The organism is Halosimplex pelagicum (genome assembly GCF_013415905.1).
Taxonomy (GTDB): domain Archaea; phylum Halobacteriota; class Halobacteria; order Halobacteriales; family Haloarculaceae; genus Halosimplex; species Halosimplex pelagicum.
This window is the reverse complement of sequence record NZ_CP058909.1, coordinates 2,134,745-2,160,338: the sequence shown is the minus strand read 5'-3', so window position 1 is coordinate 2,160,338 and position 25,594 is coordinate 2,134,745. Positions and strand designations below refer to the sequence as shown.

Annotated in this window: 21 protein-coding genes; 13 read left to right on the top strand and 8 right to left on the bottom strand. The window is 60.2% G+C overall.

Annotated elements, in window-relative coordinates; translation table 11 throughout:
* Nucleotides 1–42: 42 nt before the first annotated feature.
* Nucleotides 43–1,191: a Gfo/Idh/MocA family protein gene (locus tag HZS54_RS10585; protein ID WP_179922508.1), complete on the top strand. Its 1,149-nt coding sequence runs from the start codon at nt 43–45 to the stop codon at nt 1,189–1,191.
* 30 nt (nt 1,192–1,221) lie between these two features.
* Here the strand turns inward: HZS54_RS10585 and HZS54_RS10580 are convergent, their stop codons facing one another.
* Nucleotides 1,222–2,577: a nickel pincer cofactor-dependent isomerase, group 22 gene (locus HZS54_RS10580; RefSeq protein WP_179922507.1), complete on the bottom strand. Its 1,356-nt coding sequence runs from the start codon at nt 2,575–2,577 to the stop codon at nt 1,222–1,224.
* Between the two features lie 119 nt (nt 2,578–2,696).
* Between HZS54_RS10580 and HZS54_RS10575 the strand changes: the two genes are divergently transcribed.
* Nucleotides 2,697–3,542 carry a fumarylacetoacetate hydrolase family protein gene (locus tag HZS54_RS10575; protein ID WP_179922506.1) on the top strand — a complete coding sequence of 282 codons (846 nt, stop codon included), beginning with the start codon at nt 2,697–2,699 and terminating at the stop codon, nt 3,540–3,542.
* 514 nt (nt 3,543–4,056) lie between these two features.
* The gene (locus HZS54_RS10570; RefSeq protein WP_179922505.1) at nt 4,057–5,127 is read left to right on the top strand and encodes a mannonate dehydratase; all 1,071 of its coding nucleotides are present in this window, start codon (nt 4,057–4,059) and stop codon (nt 5,125–5,127) included.
* Nucleotides 5,128–5,258: 131 nt separating this feature from the next.
* On the opposite strand, the gene HZS54_RS10565 is transcribed toward HZS54_RS10570, so the two are convergent.
* The 3 genes from HZS54_RS10565 to HZS54_RS10555 all read right to left on the bottom strand — a co-directional run bounded on the left by HZS54_RS10565 (nt 5,259) and on the right by HZS54_RS10555 (nt 9,958).
* Nucleotides 5,259–6,236 carry a calcium/sodium antiporter gene (locus HZS54_RS10565; protein WP_179922504.1) on the bottom strand — a complete coding sequence of 326 codons (978 nt, stop codon included), beginning with the start codon at nt 6,234–6,236 and terminating at the stop codon, nt 5,259–5,261.
* 132 nt (nt 6,237–6,368) lie between these two features.
* On the bottom strand, nt 6,369–7,991 hold the full coding sequence (locus HZS54_RS10560) for a methyl-accepting chemotaxis protein (protein WP_179922503.1): 1,623 nt from the start codon (nt 7,989–7,991) through the stop codon (nt 6,369–6,371).
* A 680-nt stretch (nt 7,992–8,671) separates the two neighbouring features.
* Nucleotides 8,672–9,958: an AAA family ATPase gene (locus HZS54_RS10555; RefSeq protein WP_179922999.1), complete on the bottom strand. Its 1,287-nt coding sequence runs from the start codon at nt 9,956–9,958 to the stop codon at nt 8,672–8,674.
* Nucleotides 9,959–10,332: 374 nt separating this feature from the next.
* Here HZS54_RS10555 and HZS54_RS10550 point away from each other — a divergent pair, with 374 nt between their 5' ends.
* The 5 genes from HZS54_RS10550 to HZS54_RS10530 all read left to right on the top strand — a co-directional run bounded on the left by HZS54_RS10550 (nt 10,333) and on the right by HZS54_RS10530 (nt 15,951).
* Entirely contained in the window at nt 10,333–11,217 is an 885-nt protein-coding gene (locus HZS54_RS10550; protein ID WP_179922502.1) for an IS1595 family transposase, read from the top strand.
* Between the two features lie 1,773 nt (nt 11,218–12,990).
* Nucleotides 12,991–13,620, top strand: a complete 630-nt coding sequence (locus HZS54_RS10545) for an MBL fold metallo-hydrolase (protein ID WP_179922501.1) — start codon at nt 12,991–12,993, stop codon at nt 13,618–13,620.
* 129 nt (nt 13,621–13,749) lie between these two features.
* Nucleotides 13,750–13,995: a DUF8074 family membrane protein gene (locus tag HZS54_RS10540; RefSeq protein ID WP_179922500.1), complete on the top strand. Its 246-nt coding sequence runs from the start codon at nt 13,750–13,752 to the stop codon at nt 13,993–13,995.
* A 102-nt stretch (nt 13,996–14,097) separates the two neighbouring features.
* A complete protein-coding gene (locus tag HZS54_RS10535; RefSeq protein ID WP_179922499.1) occupies nt 14,098–15,237 on the top strand; it encodes a mandelate racemase/muconate lactonizing enzyme family protein in 1,140 nt (379 codons plus the stop codon).
* Between the two features lie 147 nt (nt 15,238–15,384).
* Complete coding sequence (locus tag HZS54_RS10530; RefSeq protein ID WP_179922498.1) at nt 15,385–15,951, top strand: hypothetical protein; 567 nt, start codon at nt 15,385–15,387, stop codon at nt 15,949–15,951.
* Between the two features lie 104 nt (nt 15,952–16,055).
* On the opposite strand, the gene dgoD is transcribed toward HZS54_RS10530, so the two are convergent.
* Nucleotides 16,056–17,201 (bottom strand): galactonate dehydratase, encoded by a 1,146-nt coding sequence (gene dgoD / locus HZS54_RS10525; protein WP_179922497.1) that lies wholly within the window; start codon nt 17,199–17,201, stop codon nt 16,056–16,058.
* A gap of 130 nt (nt 17,202–17,331) precedes the next feature.
* On the opposite strand from dgoD, the gene HZS54_RS10520 reads away from it, so the two are divergent.
* From HZS54_RS10520 to HZS54_RS10510, 3 genes are all read left to right on the top strand, one after another.
* A complete protein-coding gene (locus tag HZS54_RS10520; protein ID WP_179922496.1) occupies nt 17,332–18,804 on the top strand; it encodes an outer membrane protein assembly factor BamB family protein in 1,473 nt (490 codons plus the stop codon).
* Between the two features lie 136 nt (nt 18,805–18,940).
* Nucleotides 18,941–19,192, top strand: coding sequence for a hypothetical protein (locus HZS54_RS10515; RefSeq protein ID WP_179922495.1), 252 nt, complete (start codon nt 18,941–18,943; stop codon nt 19,190–19,192).
* A gap of 5 nt (nt 19,193–19,197) precedes the next feature.
* Entirely contained in the window at nt 19,198–20,502 is a 1,305-nt protein-coding gene (locus HZS54_RS10510) for an MFS transporter (RefSeq protein WP_179922494.1), read from the top strand.
* A 26-nt stretch (nt 20,503–20,528) separates the two neighbouring features.
* Here HZS54_RS10510 and HZS54_RS10505 read toward each other — a convergent pair whose 3' ends face one another.
* On the bottom strand, nt 20,529–21,368 hold the full coding sequence (locus HZS54_RS10505; RefSeq protein ID WP_179922493.1) for an aldo/keto reductase: 840 nt from the start codon (nt 21,366–21,368) through the stop codon (nt 20,529–20,531).
* A 151-nt stretch (nt 21,369–21,519) separates the two neighbouring features.
* Between HZS54_RS10505 and HZS54_RS10500 the strand changes: the two genes are divergently transcribed.
* Nucleotides 21,520–22,737: a polysaccharide lyase gene (locus tag HZS54_RS10500; RefSeq protein WP_179922492.1), complete on the top strand. Its 1,218-nt coding sequence runs from the start codon at nt 21,520–21,522 to the stop codon at nt 22,735–22,737.
* Between the two features lie 52 nt (nt 22,738–22,789).
* Here the strand turns inward: HZS54_RS10500 and HZS54_RS10495 are convergent, their stop codons facing one another.
* A complete protein-coding gene (locus HZS54_RS10495) occupies nt 22,790–23,944 on the bottom strand; it encodes an alginate lyase family protein (RefSeq protein ID WP_179922491.1) in 1,155 nt (384 codons plus the stop codon).
* Nucleotides 23,945–24,199: 255 nt separating this feature from the next.
* Here HZS54_RS10495 and HZS54_RS10490 point away from each other — a divergent pair, with 255 nt between their 5' ends.
* On the top strand, nt 24,200–24,535 hold the full coding sequence (locus HZS54_RS10490) for a cupin domain-containing protein (RefSeq protein WP_179922490.1): 336 nt from the start codon (nt 24,200–24,202) through the stop codon (nt 24,533–24,535).
* A 176-nt stretch (nt 24,536–24,711) separates the two neighbouring features.
* On the opposite strand, the gene HZS54_RS10485 is transcribed toward HZS54_RS10490, so the two are convergent.
* Entirely contained in the window at nt 24,712–25,575 is an 864-nt protein-coding gene (locus tag HZS54_RS10485; RefSeq protein ID WP_179922489.1) for an NAD-dependent epimerase/dehydratase family protein, read from the bottom strand.
* Between the last annotated feature and the right edge of the window lie 19 nt (nt 25,576–25,594).

Sequence of the window (25,594 nt, the reverse complement as noted above, 5' to 3'; positions counted from 1 at the left end):
ACGTTATTGCGATTTTGATAACCAATATGCAACAACGAAACAATGCAAGAGATCGGTATCATCATGAACGGCGTGACCGGTCGCATGGGGACGAACCAACACCTCATCCGGTCGATCTGTGCGATCCGGGAGGAAGGCGGCGTCGAACTCCCCGGCGGCGAGCGGGTGCTGCCCGACCCGATCCTGGTCGGTCGCAACGAGCGCAAACTGGAACGGCTGAGCGAAGAACACGACGTCGATCGCTACGCCGCCGACCCCGACCTGAAGACGGTTCTCGACGGCGACGACGAGATCTACTTCGACTCCCAGATCACCTCCCGACGGGCCGAGGCCGTCACGAAGGCCATCGAGGCCGGCAAGGACGTCTACTGCGAGAAGCCGCTCGCGGGTGACCTGGAGACGGCCCGAGAAGTCGCGGCAACGGCCGAAGCCAGCGATTCGAAACACGGGATCGTCCAGGACAAGCTCTGGCTGCCGGGCGTGATGAAACTCCAGCGGCTGATCGACCAGGGATTCTTCGGCGACATCCTCTCCGTGCGCGTCGAGTTCGGCTACTGGGTCTTTACGGGGCACGGCCAGCCCGCACAGCGGCCCTCCTGGAACTACCGCGCCGAGGACGGCGGCGGCATCGTCGACGACATGTACTCCCACTGGAGTTACGTGCTGGAGAACCTCTTCGGCGAGGTCCAGACCGTCCGCAGTCACGAGACGACACACGTCCACGAGCGCGTCGACGAGGACGGCGAGCCCTACGAGGCGACCGCCGACGACGCGGCCTACGCCATCATGGAACTCGAAGACGACATCGTCGCCCAGCTCAACTCCTCGTGGACGGTTCGGGTCAACCGCGACGACCTCCTGGAGATTCAGGTCGACGGCACCGAGGGCAGCGCGGTGGCGGGCCTGCGCGAGTGCAAGACCCAGGGTCACGCCAACACGCCCAAGCCCGAGTGGAATCCCGACACGCCCAAAGAACACGACTTCACCGAGGACTGGGCGGACGTGCCGAACAACCGCGAGTTCGAGAACGCGTTCAAGACCCAGTGGGAGGAGTTCGTCCGCCACGTCGTCGCCGACGAGCCGTTCCCGTGGGACTTTTCGGCGGGTGCGCGAGGCGTCCAGCTCACCGAGGCCGCCCATCTCTCCCACGAGGAAGGCCGCCGCGTCGAGATGGCCGAACTCGACGACTGAATCCGATAACAGCCGTTCTTTCGTTTCCGTTCACTCCCCGCCGACTGCCTCGTGCGCCGGCGGCGTCGCGAATTCGCCATCGTCGAACTCGATGGGCGACGGTTCCTCGACAACGCGGAGGTCGTCGCGCTCGCGCGCTTCCCCGACGAGCGCCGGCGAGGCGTAGAGTCGCTGGAGGTGCATCGTGTCGGGCGCGCGGACGAGTCGCACCGTCTCGGGATCGACGATGCCGATGGTCGACAGCGCCGCGATCATGCCCGCGCGGTCGGTCTCGACCGCGGGTGGCAGCCGGACACCGCGCGTCGTGCTCGCCGTCAGGGCGTTGATCAGCGTCGTCGGCATCTCGATCTCGGCGAGCAGGTCGGCGTGGACGAAGTCGGCCGACCCCATCCCCATCGCGTTGCCGTGGGTCGTCTCCGTCAGACCGCGGGTGTAGATCCGCTTGATATCGGGCAGGTCGGGTTCGGGCTCCTGGATGGCGAAGGGCCGGCGACCGATGACGTTCGTGTCCATTCCCTGGCCGCTGATGTCCTTGCCCTGGCGGTCGAGGACGAGCACGTCGATATCGTCGAACGGCAGCGTCGGCATCTCGTCGTAGGCCCGTTCGAGCAGTTCGGCCTCCCGATCGAGGAAGCCCGACGGGGGCACGCCCTCCAGCAGCGCGGTGTCGTCGCGCTGGTCTTCGAGGATGGCGACGCCGCCGACGACGGGGAGTTCGTCGAGCAGGCGCTCGGTGATCTCGGGGATCATGTTGCGCAGCGACCAGTCGACGGCCCAGTCGTGGGCGGTCTTGGCGCCGCGCTGTTTGCCCATCCCGATGACGAGCATCTTCGAGAGGCCGCTCTCGACCGTGCCGTCGAAGTCGGTGTGGGGCTTGACGCGGTTGATCGGCACGATCGCGTCGGCGGCGACCGCGTTGGCGTCGGCGACGACGGGCACGTCGCGGTCCTCGGTCCGGCCGACCTCGATGGTCTCCATGCTGGAGCGGATCTCGCAACCCACTGTTTCCTCGTCGACGCCCAGCTCGGCCAGCATCTCCCGCTGGCCCTCAGCGGTCGCGCCCCCGTGGCTGCCCATCGCCGGGAACACGAACGGCTCGTACCCTCGATCCTGGGCCTCGGCGACGACGCCGCCGACGATCTCGGCGAGGTTGGCGATGCCGCGGCTGCCGGCGCCGACGGCGATCTCCCCGCCGTCGGGCACCTCGTCGAGCGGCAGCGACGCGAACGCCTCGCCGGCGCTGTCGGCGATCTCGTCGGTCGGTATCGGGTCGGTCTCCCAGACCTGCTCGATCACGCCCAGCTCCGGCAGCGGTGTCTCGCCGCAGGCCTCGTCGATGGCGGCCTCCGGCACCGCGAGCGACTCCCGCGATAGATCCGAATCCATACTCTCACCGTCACCCGACCCACTCTTAAAAATGACCGTGACGGTTGGGGCGGCGCCCGTCTCACGGTTTTCCATTTCGACCGGCCAATTTAAGTGAGAGTGACTACCTCCCCCGATCGATGCAATTCGTTCGATATTCCGACGGGAGCGGTCCCGCCTGGGGCGTCCAGACCGAGGCGGGCATCCACGCCCTCGCCGCGGATCCGGCCGGCGAGCCGTCCTACGAGGACCTGACGAACCAGCGCTATCTCGACCGCCTGGAGCGCGCCGTCGACGACGGGGCGCTCCCTGTCGTCGACGCCGACGCGGTCGACCGACTCGCGCCGGTCGCGAGGCCCGGGAAGATCGTCTGTGCCGGCCTCAACTACCACGACCACGCCGAGGAGCAGGACGAGGAGGTCCCCGAGGTCCCCATGCTGTTCTCGAAGGCCTCGACGGCCGTCACCAACCCCGGCAGTCCCATCGTCCACCCCGGCGGCGACGAGCAGGTCGACTACGAGGTCGAACTCGCCGCCGTGATCGGCCGCCGAGCGACCGACGTGGACGAGGACGAGGTCGACGACTACGTGGCCGGCTACACGGTGCTCAACGACGTGAGCGGCCGCGACGCCCAGATGTCCGACGGGCAGTTCTTCCGCGGGAAGAGCTACGACACCTTCGCGCCGCTCGGCCCGACGCTCGTCGCCGGCGACGACTTCGACCCCAACGCGGTCGACGTGGAACTGCGCGTCAACGGCGAGACCAAGCAGTCCTCGAACACCGAGCAGTTCATCTTCGACATCCACGAGCTGATCGCCTACATCAGCGCCGATATGACGCTCGAACCCGGCGACGTGGTCACGACGGGGACGCCCGGCGGCGTCGGCATCTTCCGCGAGCCGCCGGAGCTGCTCGAACCCGGCGACTCCTGCGAGGCCGAGATCGAGGGCATCGGCACGCTCGAAAACCACGTCGTCGCGGAGTAGCAACGTGCCAACGATCTTCGAGGCTGCTGCGACCGACGCAAGAAACCAGACTGTTCCTTCGAGCGTAGCGTCACGACGACTGCTCGCCACTGACCATCACGATCGCGTCGATAACGTTCGTGCCGGTCAGTCCAGTCTCGATGGTCGCACTTGTCTAGAAGTGTGTCGATGTCGTTGGCGCTGAGCAATTTCTGGGCGCGCTCGTGGTTACCGTCGCGCAGCGTCGATTCGAGCGCGTGAGCGTCGCTGTCGAGGGACTTCACCGAGCAGACGACCATGTCATCGTGCCTGTCGAGGTTGTGTGTCGGCTCGCCGGCGGTAACGGTTCATTCGGACAGCGCTACCGCTGGGTGAGTGATGACTCGGATAATGCCGTTAATACGGTCTAACCTGTCTCGTGGTCAACACCGATCGCAAGCGGATCCCTGCTCAAGAACATGCTTTCCCAATCTCTCCACAGGCAAAGTAGACGAGTGAAGAAATAGTTTAAATGTTCATACACGCAGTAGTGGGTATGGTATCCACAGAGTCACAACGGGAAGAATCGGCGAAACAGTCTACAATTAGCGTCGGTTTCAGGACCGGTTCGATTACCGACTCGAGACTACAATTTATCCGCCGACTCGGCGTTACTGACGTGTTTCTAGATCATTCCTCAACGGACGAAGAGCCTGGTGAATTCCTTGACGAGGGCACAAATGAAGATCGACTCGTCATCGACGGTGGCGTGATCCCATCGGCGGAGGAACTGGTCGCTGCCCGAGATAGGGTCGAAGACGCTGACTTGCGATTTGCTGGAATTCACTCGCTACCCTATTCGCTCTATGGGCCGATCATGCCCGGTAGCGACGAGGCTGACAAGCGAATTGAGTTAGTCAAGCAACTCCTCCGAAATCTTGGCCAAGCAGACATCCCCATTTTAGGCTACCAATGGAATCCGCGCGGGTTAGTGCCGATGCGGACACGAATGGATCGACCAATCTGGGGTGGTGCAGAAGCGACAGAATTCGATATTGAGGCGCTTGACGCACCATTTGAAGTTGCGGACTCTGTCGAGCGTGAATACACTGAAGAGGAATTCTGGCAGAACTATGAACAGTTTGTCGAAGCGGTCGTTCCAGTTGCTGAGGAGGCTGGGGTACGCATGGCGTTGCATCCGGTGGACCCACCCGGATTCGAACAACTGGGTGGGTTCCCTCGACTCTTCAGAGATGTAGAAGCGTTTGAGCGTGCAATGGATATCGTTCCAAGCGACCACCACGGCCTCAAATTATGTCTCGGGTGTTTCTCACAGCTCGGTGAGGATATCCCCTCACTCATCCGCCGGTTCGGTGAGCGCGGCCAAATCGTATTCGTCCACTTCCGTGATGTCGTTGGGACCGTTCCGTCGTTCCACGAGACGTTCGTTGACCAGGGTAACTTCGACGAATATGATGCGATGCAAGCGCTCGCAGAGGTGGGATTCGATGGAGCGATCCTTCCTGACCATGTCCCGCAGATGGAAGGCGATTCCGAGTGGGGTCATCGTGGGAACGCCTTCACAGCAGGCTATCTTAGAGGCCTAATCAAGGCTCTCGAACACTGAACTATCGTCGCTGGAGAGTTTCACCAACGTCGCAGTTCGAGTAGTCATCATACCACGGCTCTCGCAGAGGCTATTTTACCTCCTGGGGTTGTACTCTAGTGGATTTATCTCGACTACGCTGTTTCCGCTCGCTAGAATCCGCGTGTGACCAGAAGTACGTAAATGAACATCCCATAGCCCCCGAGTAGTATGCCTCCCTCAAGTCGGGATAGCCGCTCTCTGAAGCCGAGGAGTGCTAACGCGACGACGGTAAAAGCAACCAACAGCGGCAGTTCGATCGTTTTCGTCGAGGCTGAGACGCGGATCGGAACGAGCACGGCCACGAGGCCAATAACGGCAAGGATATTGTAGATATTGCTCCCGATCACATTCCCAACGGAGAAGGCTGCTCCCTCACGATAGGCACTGACCAGCGATGTCGCCAACTCCGGCATCGACGTCCCGAACGCGATAATCGTAAGTCCAACAAACAGGTCACCGAATCCCAGGGCGTGGAGAACGCCTTGGCCGCCGACGATTAGTGCCCGTGACCCGGCCAGCAAGCAAATAATTGCCCCAAGCAGCTTTAATACGTCGAGACGTGACCCCGTCTGTTCGTCCTCGGGTGCCAACTCATCCGGGAGTACAGCGTTATCGCTTCTCCGCGCCCGGTAGATGATGTAACCCGTATATACGGCCAATAGCCCGAGCAACAGGATACCGTCAATCATCCCAAGGAGGCTGTCGGCACTGAGAGCGACGAGTCCGACCACTGCAAGCAACATGAACGGACCGTGCTTCCGGACGAGCGAGCGGTCAACGCGCATCGGATATGCCACTGTCGACATCCCGAGGACGAGGCCGATGTTAGCGACGTTCGACCCGATAATATTCCCAAGTGCGATTCCGTCTGATTCGGTGACTCCTCCGACCGTACTCACGATTAATTCCGGTGCTGTCGTCGCGAAGGCGATGACCGTCACACCGACTGTCGTTGCGTGCATGCCATATCCGAGGGCCAGCGATGCCGCTCCGTCGACCAGCAACTCCGCTCCGACGTACAAGAGGACGATCCCGACGAGGAGTACTGCTACATCTCCCGAGAGGAGGAGTGAAATCGGCTCTACCATTGTTTAGAACGTAACTCGATGTCCCTAATAATAACATCGACGTAACTTTCAACGATAATAATTAGCCGCTCGAACGCAGATGAATACGAACTATCTTCGCGAACAGTTGCAGTCGATAGGCAGTAACAAATCCTACTCGGTTTGGCTGAGCGATCGGACGCGCTCCTGCAACTCTTCGATGCCAGATTGCTGATTCTCAACGAGTACGACGATTTCATCGCTCGCGTCTTCGACGTGGTCTGCCTGCTCTCTGGCATCCTCGATAATGCCGAGGACGTCTTGGACTGCGGTGGCCTGGGCGTCGTTGGCGTCGGCTACTTCACGGATCCCGACGGCAGTCTCATCGACGGCTTTGGCGATCTCATCGAGTGAGGCAAGCGCCGAGTCGATTTGCTCGCTTGTTTGGGTGACTTGCGAGTGCGACTGCTCGACCGCGCTCGTCGCAGTCTCCGCCTGTGACTGGATCGTACCTACGCTCTCGTCGATCGCTTCGGTGTGTTCTCGGGTTTCCGCGGCGAGTTCTTTGATCTCGTCGGCGACGACGCCGAACCCGTCGCCGGCCGTGCCGGCCCGGGCAGATTCGATCGACGCGTTCAACGCGAGCAGATTCGTCTGCTCGGCAACGTCGTCAATCACCTCGAGCATCGTTTCCACGTCTGTGATACTGGCTTCGAGTTGTTGAACCGTGTCGACTAGCTCGTCGCTGGTCTCGGTGACGGAATCGGTAGCCTCGCGGGCACGTTCGCCTGCTTCTCTGCCCTCCTCGGCTGCTGTCTGAGCATCATCGGCTGCGGCCGCGATCTCATCCGCACTCGCTGCGACCTCCTCCATATTGGCTGAGAACTCCTCCATCTCGGCACCAGCGGAGCCGAGGAGATCGCGTTGTTCGGCGACGTGTGTGTCGATCCGGGCTGCAGCCTCGGCTGACTCTTCCCCCAATTCGGCGAGCGTCTCGGTCTGTGCTTCAACTCTCTCTGCGAGCGATTCTAGTTGGTCAGCCATCCTGTTGACCTCATCGATGACAGCGAACAGTTCTTGATCGACTGCGTCAGTACGTTGATTGAACTCCGCTCGTGCTTCGAGATCCCCTGCAGCGATCGCTTCGAACGTGGCGATCAATTCTTCGACCAGCGATGAGATAGTGTCGTGACGTCGGACTTCATCAGTCCGTTCTTGGACGGTCTGAAGTACACCTGCGAGTTGCCCATCCTGATAAAGTGGACGGGCAGAACACTCGTAATGACGGTCTGACCCGTCTGGCATCGACACCCGCCGTTCGGTTTCGTAGACGGAGAGGTCGCCGTCTGCTACCGTTACATCAGACGCGTCGTGAGCGTGGTCGGGTGCTTGGAGCACCCGTTCGGCGAGCGTCGGCTCTGCACTTACTGTGGAGTAGAGTGCTTCGGCAATGGACGTGTCCCGTTTCACCTCTGTTTGGGCCACTCCAGCCAACTGTTCTATACTTTCATTCCAGGCGATACACGACCCACTGGCGTCGAGCATAAACAAAGGTAGTCCGATTCCATTGAGTAACTTTTCATCATCAAAGTCAATGTTAGTGTCTGCTGACTGCCCAGTGGTTCCATTGGAACCCCTCTTAGACGAAAGTTCCGTGCCACCATCAGTTGAGACTGGATTTTGGGCGTTTGATTTTGCCTGAGATCGTTCGCTGTTTGTACTCTCTTCTGCTTTATTTTTGAGCAACGGGCTTATCAGCCGCTGTTCCCGGACCTTTGAATAAATCAACTCAATCATGGCAAAGAGAGGCACATTCATGGTAATAAAAGAATGGGTAAAAAAAATCATATATGATATTTAGCCGCTGCTTCGAGTCCGTCACACACTCGTATCTCAAATCCTTTTAAGTAATTTGCGGTATTTTTAATCGATGATTTGAGTGATTTAAAAAGAAAGATTTATTATTTTTGGGCCAGTCACACAAAATGTCTCCCCACCTCGGAGACACCCGAACCGCTCGCAAACCATGCCCCATGCACCCATACGGGGCCCACTGTCAAAATAGTGACATCTGGGTGGATACATCCGCCGTATACGTGTTCGAACCATGACTCTTGTCAGGGGCCGCCCCTGACTACGGCGTATCCACCTCTCTGGCATTCCAAAGGAACAGTGACTGTGAGAGCCCTCAGCTCTCACGCCTCAATGCGACTCTCAAACGAGCGGGAAGCAGTCGTTTGATGTCTCGGGTACTATTCCAGCGGTGACCACACTATCCATGCAGCAGAATCGATCTTGAGCAGTGCTGATAATCGAACTTTTTGTCGGAAATTCCAGCGATCGAATCCGAAACTGCTGTTTAGTCGTGGAAGGATATCAGACCCTCGGATAATCAGCCACCTCTTGGATGGACAACCCTTACTCGAGTTTGTTCGAAACTATATGATGCCGTGATCGAGGACTCTATGTTCGTCACACTATTCGTGGAACTTGTCTAATAGAGTACTGATAGTTTTCTGGAGATGCTGTTCTTGTTCGGCTATTGATCTTATACGTGAACCGTCGACGATGCGGTCCACGATTGCTTTTGGGTCCTCTGAAAAAGAAAACTCCATGTACACACCACCACCCCGACCACGGCTCTTTCGGGAGGATGATACCAGTCCATATGAGGACATCTTCTTCATATATTTCACATACGTCTCGCGAGTCATCTGGTCAACATCGAGCTGGCCGGCGACCCACTGATAGAGTTTGAACCCGATTGGACTCGGAGCTGTCGCTCGTGAACAGGGAGAGTGGCAGGCGATAGATGCAGTCGCATACAGGGACGCCTTTTTTTGAATCGATAGTTCTTCTATAATCTTCAAAGAGCCCTCTTTATCGAGTGTCTCCCAAGACTCGCGAACGTGGTTCTTTGTAACCGTCTTCTCGTTCCATTTATCGGCGAGATCGCCGCCACTCCGGAACAGGTTGATCGCAGTTCTGGCGCTACCAGAGCTTTGTGCTGCAAGCGCTGCAATAAGCGGAATTATGCCATCCTCAAGTGCATCTCGGCGAAACGCGTCACGGCGTTTCTCGAGGATCTCACGCAACTGAGCGTCGTCGTAGTCCGGAAAGGGGATGTCTCGGGGATCGAACGTACTTTCGGTGCGCCCGTCGAGATTTTCGATGAACGACGGGTCCCTAGTCAGTGCAGCAACCGATGCATGCCCCTCGATCTCACCAGTGCTACCTGCTCGTGATAGTTCACGGAGTATCTTCGAATACGCGGGCCCGTCGTTTGCTTGTTGGCCCACTAAGAGGTCGATCTCGTCAAGAACGAATATAACCGTGTCGTAGTAATTCTCGATGAGCTCGTACAACCGTCGGTATTTCTGTCTCGTTGAGACACCTATTTCCGGAACTCCGATCTCGGTGTCGCAATCTTCCGCAGCGGTTCGGACGAGCTCGTAGACTGCTTGATCCAGCGTGTTGATCGAACGGCAATTGGTGGATACTATCTCGAACCGTTCTCCCTTCAGCTGGCAGAGTTTGCCTATCTGCTGTGCGACAGCGCGAATAAGAAGAGACTTGCCCGTTCCAGCGGGGCCGTGTAACAGCATATTTGCGGGGTTCCTGCCCTGAAGAGCTGGCTTCAGACACGAAACTACAGACTCAAGTTGGTCATCACGCCCGACGATCCGGCCTTCGTCGACGCATGTCTCCGACTGCACGAGCTCCGGATCAGCGAAAACAGACGCTTTCCCCTCGTCACCGAGCAACTGCTGAATAGACCGGCGACCACGTTGGTTGGAATCCACGTCTCCCTGATTCGTCCCTCTGTTTTTGTTCGTGTCTTCTCGTGTCTGTTCGAATTTCTTTCCGGATTGAAAACAAGTGTCCTTATGTGTGGTAGATTGATCTATGGTATTCTGATCGCTACCGGCCATATCTTGGGTATATACTGCAACGTTAAAACATTGACCTCTATCGACCTCTATTCGCGTACTATGCCTGTTCTATCGCTTAAAATTCGCGTTCTTCTACCAGTTGGTTTTGTACGTTTCGCTCATCCGTAGGAGATTGTTGATACTCCTGAGCGGTCGCTGTGGAGTCGAAGAGGACAAGGGCACCGCGTCAGCGGTGCCCGACACGAATGATTCCGCTAGATGTGTTCGGGTCGGAATCGGTCGCAGCGGACCTGCTCCAACAGGTTCGCTGGCGTGACGGTGTTACCTGTCCTCGCTGCCGTTCTGACCGCACGGTCAGAAACGGCAGCTACAGAGAGTTTCAACGGTATCTCTGTAAGAATTGCGACCGCACGTTCAACGACAAGACGGGCACGATCTTCGCTCACTCGAAGATTGCGCTCCGCCGGTGGTTGTTCTCGATCTACGCGTTTCTCCGGTTTAACACGAGCCTCCGGCAACTACAGTGCGAAATCGACGTGACACACAAGACGATCCAGCGGCGCATCGAGCGCTTTGCCAGAGCGGTCGATGCGCCCTCTCTCGATCTGGTTGGACCGGTCGAAATCGACGAAGTGTACGTCAACGCGGGGAAGAAAGGCCGCGAGCGTGACCAAGAGTCGCGCTCGCGTGGCCTGTCCACGCGCGGGCGTGGTTCGTACGATGGCGACAAGCCACCCGTGTTCATAATCGCTGATCGTGGGACCGGACAGCGGTACGTGATTCCAGCGAAAGCCGCCGACGAATCGACGATTCGACTCCTGCTTGCTGACCGCAAAGAGGAGTCGATCACGGTCTATACCGACGGCTTTCGAGCGTACGAACCGCTCGAAGCGGACGACGCATTCGACCGCGAATACGTCGTCCACGGCGACGGCGAATACGCCGATGAGGAAGTTCACGTCAACACCTGCGAGAGCCACACGTCGCTGACGCGACGGTGGCTCTCGCCCCACCGCGGTATCTCGAAGGACAAGCTGACACAGTATCTCAGAGCGTTCCAACTCCGCCGAGAACTATACCGGAAACCAGGGCGAGATGCTCTCAAACACGCTGTCCAAGCGACGCTGTGAAATCAACAACGTGCTACGCATGAGCGTTGTACGTTTATCATCGCTATCTCGATGAAAACCTCCAGTCGAAGTGTCTGGTTCGGAACGCGCATTCATCCGCCTACTGGACCTGCCACTGGTTCGGAACAACCATCCAGAAACCTATCTGAACATTGGATACTGAACCCTCATTAATTCGTGCGACTTGGAAATTCTCGGGGTGTTGCTTTTTGTTGGTCCTGATTTAGTCTCACACAACTGTTGATGATCGCTGAACCTGTTTCATTGATCTAAGTCATCTTTGACTATCGCGTGGAATTCTTTCCCGCATAGAGGAACAGTATGGTGAAAGAGATATTTCGATCTAAGAGGTTATTGGCGAGATCTCCACGATATGATTTTGTTGGGTGGCGCCATAGCGCCTTTGCGCTTGGCCTGTCCAAATGAGACCCAACGGGCCTTTAGATCGTGATCTTGTGCAAGCGAAGCCGGAGCTGTCGTCACTCCTCAGTCTTGTGCGGCAGCGGGTGAGACACCCCAGAACTTGGAAAGACGGTTCCTCCCATTCAGTACTCAAACTCGATTCAATAGCGTCGCGTCCTCTATGGGGATACATTTGCGATCGGGCCCTCACATCAGCGTATGCTCTGGAAGTGTTGAGTACTGTAATTCTCGGTTGTGTACGTACTCTTGTCTGCGCTCCTGGGGCGGCCGTGTTGAAGACAGTGACCGGTATTAGGCATGGAGTTTGAAAAAGGATTACAGTACTAACAGTGTAATATTACCTTTCAACATGTGATCGGCTTCCCAGCTCAGTAGATTACAGTACTAATAGTGTAATATTACCTTTCAACATGTGATCGGCTTCCCCGCTCGGTAGATTACGATACTAATATTGTAATATTCGCGTTGGAGAAGCGTATCTATGATCGAGATCTGCGTTTATACTTTGATCAGACCTGGCGGCCAGTGTTCAATTTTCAATGGTTCTCTGGTCTCAGGTATGGACTGATTATCCTCTCTGGGCACCAATGTTGTCCCGCATAGCGGGATAGTAGAACTCCACGTGTTGAGGGCTGCTCGTTAGGACTCATTTCGATTTTGGCCACTTGCTACGTGCTTTGGTTAATTCTGAAAGTTTAGGTGATTCAGTGACTATCTCTCCAGCTGAGCAGAGTTATTCTCCCAGTTCAATCGTCCCGTATAGTGGAACATTGTATCCGCGTGGATTGTCTCCTCTTTCTAGTGGGTCGAAAGGTCGCCAGTAAATCCTGTCAACTACCAACCAATACTTATTTATGGATGCATAGTAACCACACAATTGTCCCGAACCCCACGCGGGACAGATGTGAGATCGCCAGCCAACCCTACACAAGCGCAGACCCACTCGCTGTGTACTACAGGCCTGCGGTGTGCCCGCCGAACCACTGTCAACGTTGCCACGTTCGATTCGGGGCTCTGTTCGGTTTTCACCGCGGCCTTGCTGGCTGTGAGGCCCGTTGAGGCCTCACGGCTAGTCTTCGGCTCCCCCCCTCTCTGGTATCTCTCGTCTATAACGGCTGCCAGTAACGGACGGGTCTGAATCATCGCTTGGAGTGGGTCCGGGACACTCCGTTGTCACTCAAACGTATACCTCTGGTCGGAAAGGACTCCGTCGCTCGCGATTCTCGCTTACCATTGTCTACTGCCGTTCTGTCTTGAAGTCCTGGCTAGCCGGAGAGCATCGCTCGTCTGGGGGGACTACTCCAATCTGGCTACGGTAGAATTTTATCACCAGTCGTCAATTTGGCGCGTATGCCTACCGAGATCGTCACCGAGGTGTACGATATCACCTGCCTCAAACGCGATGGTAACCGGTTCCGGGCGTTCTTCCGGAGTGATGAGACTCCAACGCTTTTCGACACTGGGTTCGAAGAGACGACGGACTCCGTCATCGACGCTATCACAGAGGTTGGTGTCGATCCGGAACGTATCGTCATCACGCACGGCGATGATGACCACATCGGGGGGTTCGACACCATCGCAAACAAGTACGACGCTGAGACGTGGGTCCCGGAGCAGACAGTGGAGGAACTCGATGTTGAACCCGACTATCGATATGGAGATGGGGACCAGATCGGACCGTACACTGCGGTCCACACGCCTGGTCACGAACCTGACCATCACTCACTGATCGACGACGATGCCGGAATTGCCGTTCTGGGTGACGCAGTCTCTGGTGCGGATCGGTACGGGCTCCCGGACGGCTACTTCCACCTTCCACCGGCCCATCACTCTCAGAACCTCATACAGGCCAAAGAGAGTCTAGAGACTCTCGTCGAGTTCTCCTTCGATGTTGGACTCGTGTATCACGGGGCCTCGGTGACTGAGAACGCCTCCTCAGTTCTCGAGTCGTATGTCAACTACGCAGGGAAACCGGAGTGATATCGCGCAAAACCCCTGGTTCGGCTTGGCCCTTCACTAACCAGTGACCCACTAAACGTGCTATACTGTCTTATTTTGGTTCGGGACTTCTAGCGCCGGGTTTAAGCACGCAGTTGCGTATGGGAAACTATGCCGCTCAAGAGAACGGACTGGACTGTCCTGCTCTACAACTTCGGTGTCGTGTACAGTGGTGCCGCCGTAGTAGGGAGACTCGAAGTCGGGAATCGCCTGTTCGTGGTCGGTGTCGTTGCCACGATCGCGGCCTTCTGGACGATCTACTTCCGCTACAGGATGATGCCGCGGATACGCGACCCCGGGGGATCCAACGAGGAGGAAATGCCAGTCGACCAAAAGAGCGCAAACGGCGATAAGTAACCCGGCAACGCGTAGCCACCAATCCTGGGTATCGAAGCGGTGAGTCGATCTCTCTCCGTGGTTCCTAGTAAGAGATATGCCCGAGCGTTCTAAGATCGTGCTGTGACTATCCAGACCATCGACGCGATACCGCTATCACACTCCCTCGACGGTCGAGCGCTGGGAAGCTCACGCGGCAAGACCGATACGCGATTCACGACGCTCGTCAGGGCCGAGACCGAGGACGGACTCGTCGGCTGGGGCGAGGCGTTCGCACCGCCGCGAACCGTCGCGACGGCGATCGACGAACTCCTGGCCGACGAGATCGTCGGCATGGATCCCTACCAGGTCGAATCGCTCGTGACGGACAGCTACACCGGGAGTCTGGTGGACTATCACTTCGCCGACGGCCCCTTCGTCCAGAGCGCCATCAGCGGGGTTGACATCGCCCTCTGGGACATCCTCGGAAAACTGACCGGCGAATCCGTCACGCGACTCCTCGGTAGCGGGGATGTCTCGTCGGTCGTCCCCTATGCTTCGACCGGGTATTTCACTTCCTGGGGCCAGGACATCGAAGAGCCGATGCGGGCGGCCGCCGACGAGGAGTTTACGGCGGTCAAACTCAAGATCGGACGGGGAGTCGAGGACGACATCGACCGCGTTTCGACCGCTCGCGAAATCCTGGGGGACGAGACACAGATCATGGTCGACTTCAACGGCAACTACACCCCCAAGCAGGCACGGCGATCCGTCGCGGCGCTGGAGAAATATGACCTCACGTGGGTCGAAGAGCCGGTCCCTGCCGAGAACCTCTCTGGATATCGACAGCTGACGCCCGAACTCGATATCCCGGTCGCCGCGGGGGAGGCCCACTACGGTCGCTTCGAGTACAAGCAACTGCTCGACGAGCGCCTCGTCGACATCGTCCAGCCGAACATCGGTCGTATCGGCGGGCTCTCGGAGGCCAGGTTCATCGCCAAGCTCGCTGCGACGGAGAACATCCCCGTTTGCCCGCACGTCTGGAACGGTGGCGTCGGCGTCGCTGCGGCGTTGCACTTCTATGCCAGCCTGACGACGTACCCTCATTCGGAGAACGTTCCCGTACTCTTGCCCTTCGAGTTCGACCGAAGCCCGAATCCGCTTCGCGACGAGTTACTCGAGGACCCCCTCGACCCGCGTGGCGGGGAGCTAGCGGTCCCCGATGGCCCGGGACTGGGGATCGATATCGACGAGGAAGCACTGGAGCGCTACCGGATCGAGTAACCGGAAGCCTGACCGCTCCGCTTGTGTCCAGCCGGCACCGCACGGCCTGTTGTGGACAGGGCGTCCCTCGTCGCTGTGGCCGGTCTCAATCCGGTGACCGGCCGCCGCAAGGGTTTTGCCTCCGCTCGGCGGAGTTGGGTCCGTGATATGCAACGACTGACAGACATCATCTCAGAGTTCACAGACGAGGGTGTCAGCGTCATTGGCATCGACACCGACAACGACTACGAGCGCATGCGGGAGCGCGCTCTCGTGTTCCAGCTCGGCATCGATGAGGAAGATGAAGCGTCTCTCTCCCTCGAAATTGACGAGCTGACCTGGATGGGGACGACGTGGGACATCGAGACCACCGTCGACGACCCGGAGACGGTCATCGATGAGACTGCCTGCGTTCTGTACACCGAAGACCACGGCTCCTTCCCACAGTCTGCCGAGATTGCCTACCAGACCATGCGGATGGACGAGATCCGGGAGCTCGATATTTCGGAACCGGAGGAAGACACCACGTGGCGTGCTTGTGCCCAAGAACTACGCGAAGTGACCCGGGGCGCCATCGATATCCGCACCGCTGAGGTTCTCGTCCTGTATCAGACCGATGTCCCGTCAGATACTATTTCCGACGTGCTCGACATCTCCGTTGACGATGTCCACGATCGAATCAGTCTCGCTCGGCGCTCGCTTCCCGAACAGGTACTCTCGGATCGGTCGTTCTGAGTTGGCTCCTCCCCTGTGCTACACTGATGACGTGCGAGGCGGCTGCGCAGTCTCCCGGGCAACCGGTGGCTCTCATCGAGAGCGCGGACGCAGCTGACGCCCACTTACTGGTCGATAACGGACCCATCCTCGTGGAGTCGAGTTTTGAACTCCCGTCCCTCGAACGGGCGGTCGGCGACCTCGTCGATGTCGAGTTCCACCCCGAGGCCCGGTTCGTCCGGTATCTCGATGAATCCATCGCGGTGTGTCGGGGGATCCACGACGAGGTCCTCACCGGGTGCGGCGTCGCGTTCGGGCCGGTACGGGAACTCCTGGATGGCGAAGTTAGGGATACAGGCCGCGAGCTGCAGGCACGCGGCGGTGCTGATGGGGCCCAGCGGGTTGTGGGGGACGACGCCGACGTAGTTCGCCTCCGCGATGCCGGCGATCTTCTTCGCCTGGCTGAGGCCGCCGACCATACAGATGTCCGGGCGTACGTAGTCGGCCGCGTCGCGGTCGAGCAGCATCTCAAACTCGTGGATCGTGTGGAGGCGTTCGCCGGTCGCGATGGGAAGTTCGGTCTTCCGGGCTACCTTCGCCATCGCGTCGATGTTGTCGGGGCGGACCGGGTCCTCGTAGAACATCGGATGATATTGCTCGATCTCCCGGGCGAGCGTGACGGCCTCGTGGGGGTCAAGGCGGCGGTGGATCTCGATGCACAGGTCGACGTCGTCGCCGACGGTCTCACGGAACTGCCGGACTCGATCCGAAGCGGTCCGTATCATCTCGACGTGCGATTCGAAGTACGGCTCGTCGCGGGACTCGTCGAGGAACGGCGAGAGGTGGCCGACGGCCGTGAACCCGGCGTCCGCCGCGGCCGTGCACCTGTCCAGTAGCTTCTCGGTCGTGTCGCCCTTGACTGTCGCGTAGACCCGCGCCTTGCCGCGACAGCTCCCGCCGAGCAGTTCGTAGGCGGGGACGCCGTGGTACTTCCCCTTGATGTCCCAGAGCGCGAGGTCGATCGCGCTCAGCGCGCCCATGAGCGCCGCGCCGCGGAAGTGGAACCGCCGGTACATGTACTGCCAGTGGTGTTCGATCCGCCGGGGGTCCTTCCCGACGAGGTACTCCGCGAACGTCTCGACGGCCGCGGCGGACGTCTCCAGATACGCCCACGTCCCAGACTCGCCGACACCGACGATCCCCTCGTCGGTGTGGACACGGACGAACAGCAGTTTGTCTGCCAGTAACGTCTCGATCTCGGTTATCTCCATCGTCCCTCGATTGTCCGAACGAGTGCATAAAAATAGCGGCGAGTGGCGCCCCATGTCAATGAAAGAGTACGTACTGTCCAAACAAGCTGTCTGGAAAATACACTTAAACGAGTCCCAACTGTCGTGTGATATGAGACGACGCGAGTTCGTCGCGACCAGCAGCTCGGCCCTGACTATGGTGTGGGCCGGGTGCGTCGGGACCGGCGCGAATCGCGCTGACACGGAGAGCGATGTCCGGGACCCTCCGGAATCCGGAAACTCCATTGGGACTGAAGGAAGCGATGCAGACCCGACTCCGACGGGGTGGATCGAGACCGAGAAGACAGGTGCGAGCGAGTTCCGCGGGCCGGCGGCGTGGACGCAGGTCGGCTACGACGCGCACAAGACGAACCGGGTTCCCGACGCCGACCGGGTTGGGAGCGCTCTCGGCCCGGACGAGGAGGCTACCGAGGCTGGCGGGGGCGTCGGGGTCCGCTGGACGTACGCTCGGCATCCGCCCGTGACCGCGGTGTTCGGCATCGACCACCTCTACTACCACGACAGCGACGGTGTCCCGACATCGATCACGGCCGGAGGAAACCACCGCTGGCGGCAGTCGACCGTGTCGGGGCGGGTCGTCGCGGCGGACCCGTCCGCCGTTGTCGTCGTCGACGCCGGAGACTGGATCCACGTGCTGGACCCCGCCGACGGTGCGGTTCGACACTCGATAGACGTGATGGTTGGGCGGGACGCGCACGCGGTGACGCTGGACGGGTCGAACCTGTATCTCCCGACGGACGCCGGGATCGCGAGCGTCGACTACTCGGAACCGTCCGTGAACTGGGAAACAGCGCTCACAGAACTGACAGCACTCTCGGGCGGTGCGTCGGAGGGGGTGCAAGCCGGCGTACCGGCCGTCACTGACGGTCGCGTCCTGACCGTCCAGACCGTGTCGTCAGGCGAGGGTCCGCGTCGCGTGCTGGCCCTCGACCGGACCGACGGCGCGCCCGACTGGAGCGTAGCGATGGACCTCGAAGACGACTGGTCGCTCCTCGGGTACCCTGTCGTCGGTCCGGACCATGTGTTCGTCCGGGCCGAGGATCCCAGCTTCGGCGCCGTCGACGGTGGGGACAGCGACGGGAACGGCGGCCGATTGTGGGACGGGCTCTCGCGGATCTACGCTATCGACCGTGACGCCGGCGAGGTCGCGTGGCACGTCGACCTCGCCGGCCGGGCGGCCGCACCCCCGGCGTACGCCGACGGGAAACTCCTCGTCGAACACGGCGGCGGTGGCGACCAGCCGGTTCTGATCGAGGCGATCGCCGTCGACGACCAGTCGTCGGTGTGGATCGTCAGCCTGGACACCCTCCTGCAGGTCTCGACCCCGGCTGTGGTGGCCGACACTGTCTACTCCGTCGTCGGCGACTACGTTCTGGCAGTCGATCTAGCGGACGGCCGCGAGCGGTGGCGCCTCTCGATGTCGACCTGGGCTGCCGAGCAGGGGTACGCGGACAGGGAGTACCGCGAGCTGTGGAACTATCCGCTGGGACCGACCTTGCTGGGCGATGTGATGTACGTCACGGGCAGACCCGAGGGGCGACTGTTCGCGTTCTCTCTGTCATAATCGCTCACTGGAGCGTGAGTTCCGACGAACGATCCCGGCATCTATAGCCTCACCGGGCTTCCGGTCGGTCAGGCCCTGTTCGGGTCGCGGGGACGGTATCGGTGTGCGTATGAGCGACGCTTGCAAACCAGACGCCATGGGACTCGTCGTGGAATTCGAGATCAGTCGCGAGGCCCTGCCGCTCGTTGGGATCTCGGTGGCCGTGCCCGAGGCACTGCTCGACGATGTCGCCGCCGCGTCCCATCGGGGCAATGAGCCAGTCTTCCCCGGTGGCCCCATCGGTGTTGCGGCGGACCAGCAGCCGATCGCACAGGAGGATGGCGGCCGGATAGCACGCATCTCTGGCGTGAGTGACGAGCGAGGACCCGCCGACAGTGAGGTCCGGTGAGTTCGGTGACCGGAGACGACGCCCGCCACACGCAGCTGGGTCTCCTGCGAAACCCGGAGTTCCTCGCTATCGCGAGCGCCCGGTTCGCCGGCGGACTCGCGTATGCGACGATCCTGCTGGCACTGGCTCTCTACGCCGACGCGTTCAGCGTCTCGGGGATCGTCGCCGGCCTGTTCGGGACCGCGTTCGCGTTGACGCGGTTCGTCCTCGTGTTGCCAGTCGGTCGCTATATCGACATCGGGAACTCGAAGCACTACCTGCTCTGGGGGCTGGCGATCAACGGGGTCGTCCTGATCGGGTTCACATTCGTCGAGAGCGCCGCTCACGTCCTCGTCCTCCGGGTCCTCCAGGGGATCGGATCGACGCTGTTGCTCATCACGGGGACGGCCGTCGTGGGGAACATCGCGCCCGACGACGAGCAGGGGCTGTGGATCGGCACGTACAACCAGTCGTACGCGCTGTCGGGCCTGCTGGGGGACCTCGTGGGCGGTGCGTTGCTATATCTCTACGGGTTCACCGTCGCGTACGCCATGCTGGTCGTCGTGACCGGCGGCTCGCTCGTGCTGGTGTTCGTCTTCCTCCGAGACGACCCCGGTGGACGGGCGGAGCCCGACGAGACCGGGGGGCTGGAGACGCTCCGGTTGCTCCTCGGTCGCAGCGCCATCCGCTCGCTGGTTGTCTTCCGGTTCACGTTCAGTTTCGGGAAGATGGCCGTGATTCTCTTTCTCCCGATCTTCGCGCGGATCCAGTTCGATATGAACCCGCTGATGATCGGCGCCATCCTGGTCGGTGGGAAACTGACTAAGTCGGTCATGCAGGGATACGTCGGGACGGTGAGCGACCGGATCGGCTACCGATCCTGGTTCGTGTTCGCTGGCACGATCCTGTATGCCGTGGGAACAGCAGCTATCCCCCTCGCGTCGGCCGCCTCTGGGGTATTTGAACCGCTGGTCGTTGCAGTGTTCAACCGCCAGTTCACGCTCACACCGCCGTTTCTCGTTTTATTTCTCTCGTATACGATACTGGGCGCCGCCGACAGTCTCCGTATCCCGACTAGCCTGTCGCTATTCGTCGAAGAGGGAAAACACTACGATGCAACTGCGGCGACACTCTCGCTTCGCTCGCTATCTTGGCAGTTCGGGAGCATGATCGGCCCGGTCGCGGTCGGTGGGCTCCTCGATTCAGTCTCATACGCCGCTGCGTTCGCCATGGCAGCGGGCGTGATGGTCGCTTCCGGCGTCTTATTCCTTATTCTGTATGAATCGGAGCCGGCTCCCGCGACCGAACCCGAAGTAGGGGGTTCAGTCTAACACTCGGGTATTCGAGCTCGCTCGGACTACTGGGAGATGCCGTAGGTGCCGCTTGTCCAGTCTTTCGTCGGTGTGTCGTAGACCGGCTCGTCGCGATCAAGGTCGTTCAGGCGCTTGCGGTCCTCGTCGTCGAGTTTGAAACCGAACAGCTCGATGTTCTGATCGATGTGTCCGGCCGAGGTCGACTTGGGCAGGACAACGACCTCGTTTTCGATAGCCCAGCGAAGGGCGATCTGCGCCGGTGTCTTGTCGTACTTCTCGGCCAGCTCCTGAACGGTGCTGTCGCCGAGGATCTCCGTTCGTGCGAGTGGCGCGGCGGCTTCGATGACGGTGTCGGTGTCGAAACAGTAATCGACGAGGTCCGGGCGCTGGAACCACGGGTGGTACTCGATCTGGTTGACGGCGATCGGCACGTCGCTGACGTGCTGAGCGCAGCTCAGTTGGTACGGACTGAAGTTCGAGACGCCAACGTTTCGGATCAGTCCCCGGTCGTGGAGCGTTTCCATCGCGTCGAGGGATTCGCGAACCGAGACGGCGGGGTTCGGCCAGTGGATCAGATAGAGGTCGAGATAGTCGGTACCCAATCGCTCTAGAGAGTCTTCACAGGCTTCGATGAGCGAGTCGTAGGTGAGGTGCTTCGGGAGGACCTTTGAGGTGAGGAAGATCTCGTCGCGGTCGTACTCGCCGAGCACTTCACCGATCGCGGCTTCATTACCGTATCCTTCGGCCGTATCGACGTGCGTGTATCCAGCGTCGAGCGCCGCTCGAACCGAGCTCTGGACCGTGTCGTCGTCGAGGTTCCAGGTGCCTTTACCGACGATTGGCATCTTGTCGCCACTTGGTAGCCTCACATCAGGGACTGACATGTGTACACCTCATAAACCAGCACACACGGTCTTAACTATTCGGAAATTTCGCGGGATCGACGCGGTCGCCGGTTACGGTCTCCAGTCGAATTACACCAGCCAACGGCCGGCATCCGCTGACACCGGTCGGATAGTTCGATTGGTTGGTGCCGTGTTCCAGTTGTCGCCGGTGCTAGAAAAAACACTTATTGAGTCACCTTCTTTATACCTTCCAGTCCACAAAATGAGAGGGTTTCGTGAGTTGGAACGCGGAGAATCGGGACGGAACAGATCCATGACGCGGCGGGCCGTGCTGGCCGCCGTCGGTGCCCTCGGTGCGAGTTCGCTCAGCGGGTGCTCCCAGGGCGGTAACGGCGAGGACCCGACGACGGCTCCTGGCGACGGCGAGCGCACGACGACCTCCGGGGGCACGGCGACCCCAGACGACGCGACGCCGTCTGATACCGAGGCGCCCGCGACGACCACCGAATACCAATACACGGTCGAAACGGAGACCGACCGGATTCCGTTCACGGACCCGATCGGCGCGGAATGGATGCCCGAAGAGAGTGACGACGAGCTTTTCCGGGTCACATTCGACGACATGGAACTCGGTTCCTATCGGCCGACCTCGGAGGACTGGGGCGGATACGCCCTCGATCTGCACTACAACTACCTATCGATAGAGGAACGGGAGAGTGAGGGAAAGTACATGGCGTCGCACTACGCCGAGGGCCTCGAAGGGACCGGCAGCGGTAACGGCGGCGGGCAGTTCGAGCTGGAGTTCGATGAGATTCATGACGAGTTGTACCTGGCCTACCAGGTCCGGTTCGGCGAGGGTTTCGAGTGGAATCACGACGGCGGCAAACTTCCCGGACTGATGGGGTACATCGGCGAGAACGCCATCGTGGGCGGGAGAGACTCGACCGGTGAGAACGGCTGGAGCGCCCGGATGATGTGGCGGCCGCCATACACCGACCGGGGCGGGCGACTGGTCCAGTACGTCTACCATCCGGATAAACGCGGGACGTACGGCGACGACTTCGCCTGGTTCCAGGGCTTTGGGATGGACAACAGGCGTCGGCTCCACGACGACGAGTGGTACTGGATCGAACACCGGGTCAAAATGAACGACCCGGGACCGGAGGGCGAGGAGGGCGTGGACGACGGCCTAATTGAGGGGTGGTTCAACGGGAAGTACGCACTGGAGAAAAATGGACTCCGCTTTCGCGATGTCCCGAAGCTCGGCATCAACTACTTTTACTTCTCGTCTTTCTTCGGCGGCGGGCAGGACCCGACCTACGCGCACAACCGCGAGGAACAGATCGACTATGACAACTTCATCGTCTCTACGAGCCCCATCACCCACAATCGCGGCGACGGGGAGTGACGAGCCGGACGGCCGATCGAGCGCACTTTTTCGCCGCCGGTGTCCCTGCTCGTCAGGGATCGAACGACGGGGGCGGGCACAGCAGTCCCAGCCGGTGTGATCGCGGATCGAAGTCGTCGAGCGGCTCGACGACGCGCTCGTACCGGGGGTCGCCGTAGGCCCGCCCGGCGCGGCGGTACAGGTCGAACACGCCGGTCGTGGACAGCGGGTCCACCTCGTCCGATCGGTCGACAGTCGGCCCCTCGATGAACTGGTCGGCGAGCCAGTCGAGCGCGACGCGGATCCCCCGTCCGTCCTCGGTCTCGTAGTGCCAGAGGTCCACCCCGACGCGCTCGCCGAGCAGGGCCAAGATGGCGAGTGCCCGCAGGTTGTACGTGGCGTAGTGAAGAGGACGCGTGCGTTCGAGTTCCAGCGGCTGACGCCCGTCCGATTCGATCCCGGCCGCGATCCGGCGGTCCAAGACCGCTCGAACCACTGTTTCGGTAACCTCGCGTTCACCCGCGAACAGCGCGTACGCGGCGATCTGAGCGTCGTACCACGTCCCGTGATTGTTCTCCGCGGCGGCCTCGTCACGCCCCATCTCGCTCTCGCGCAGCCACTTCAGGAACGACGCGAACCACGCTTCGAGTTCGGCCCGGTCCTCGTCCGTCCAGGAGTCGGCTTCGTCGAGCAGTGCGATCGCGTCGAGCACTGCGATGAACCCCGTGGTGTCGTTGATCCCCCCGTGGCGCCCCTCCGCGCGTCCCGGGACGTGCTGTGCGTACTGGAGATGCGGGTTCATGCCCGTATCCGGGTCGAGAAACCACGTCCGAAGCAGCGTCGTCGCGCGCTCGGCGTACCGTTCGTCGCCCAGGAAGGCGAACCCCAGGGAGAGGTCGACCACGGCGTCGCACATCTCTCCGAGCGGAAGGCGGTCGAACTGCTCGATCTCCGGATTCGTCTCGCCGTCGCGCTGGACGTACGGCAGGCCGTCGTCGGTGTCGGGGTTTGGCCACCAGTAGCGGCTCAGACTGACGTAGTCCCGTGGGTCGCCGCTCGACGGCGTATCGTCCTTGTCGACCACGGAGAACGGGCCGGCGTCGAGCGCCGCCTCCGCTCGCTCGCGGAGGGCGTCGACCGCCGGCGCGAAGCGGTCGTCGCCGTCGCGCACGGCTCGACGGACCGCGGCTACCTCGTCTGGATCGGCGAGTAAGAACTCGTCTGTCATCGGCAGCGGACGTACTCGCTCCCCCCAGTTAAAGTTTCGAGCCGCGACACGGCGCCGCGACGGCCGGCTCCATGCCGTCGGTCACGCCAGAGACTCGTGAGGCGATTCGACGCCGGCCGACAGTCCCCTCACAGCGGCGCGTCGTGCCGCTCGCGACCCGAAGCGTGTCGGTTCCGTGGCGCTCTCGGCCCACGGCAGGCGCGTGATCCTTGCCTGATCGATACGTTTAGGTGAGACAGGACCGACCGCTGGACCATGGAGAGCGAATCACTTTCCGAGCAGGAGACCAGAGAGCCTGAGGAAGGAGTACACGTGACTCAACTCGTCACGGGCGAGAATATGAACGCCCAGCACTTCCGGTTCGATGCCGGGGCGACTGCGATGGAGCACAGTCACCCCCACGAACAGATCGTCTATATCATGGAGGGCACGTTCACTATCATCCTCGACGGCGAACCGTTCGAGTTCGAGGCGGGCGATTCCTACGTCATCCCGGGTGGTGTGCCTCACGCCTCCGAGAACAACACCGACGAACCGGTGAGCGGCCTCGACATCTTTAGTCCCGCTCGCGACGGCACTCCCTGGGACTGAAGCGGCAGGGACTGATTTTCTGACTTTCAGTGCGAAACCGCGTGTATCCGTGAGCGACAGCTTTCAGCTGACTGCTCTGTCCTGCTACGGCCGATCTCAGTCTACGTAGCGCTCGACGGTTCGCACGGGCTTGTCCAGCGGCTACCGTCAGGGATCGACCGAAGGTTCGTCGACATCTACTCCGGCGGGGCATCCCATTCTTCACCGTTGTCCTGGGGATCGTAACCGATGGTTTCGCGGGCGTGTTCGATATCGTACCAACGCTGGTCGTTGTCGCTGACGCCGCTGAAGATTCCGTACTCAACGGAGTCATCCTGTAGGCAGCAGTCAACCTGATGGGCGAAGTCCCGACGGGACTGCCACATTGACTTCATTCGCGCGACCTCTTGCTTGTACTCCTCGCTGCCACGCTCTATCTGCTGGTCCTTGCCGCTGCCGCTCTCGAACTCGCCCTCCTGAACCATGCGCTCGGCGTCGCCGTAGGGATGGTCCCATTCGGGCATCCGAACACTACAGATGCGGATCGCGTAGAAGCGCTTGGGGTACTCGTGTTGCTCGACGTAGTAGCGACCGAGGTCCTCGCCGAACGACTTCGTTGCGCCGTAGATCGAGTCCGGACGCACTGGGTCCGTGTGGTCGATCATGACGTCCGCGTCCCCGTAGTAGATCTCTGGCGTGTTGTCGAGTTCGTACATCCCCATTACGTGGTTCGTCGAGCCGTAGACGAACGTCTCGACCTCGGCCTCCCGGGCCGCTTCGAGGGCGTTATACATCCCGTCGAGGTTGGGTTCGTTGACATCCTCCCACGACCCGTACGTGTAGGGGAATGCCGCGAGGTGGACGACGGCATCCTGTCCATCGAATGCTGGTCTCATCGCTTCGTAGTCCGTGACGTCCGCAACGTGCGTATCATATCCCCCCCATGGATGATCGTCGGGCCTGTCCGACCTATTCAGGTACGTGAAGTCGTACTCGTCGTGTAGATGTTCGATAATCGCGGTGCCACAGCGGCCATACACGCCGGTAGCAAGCACATTCATTGACAACCGTCATATCCTA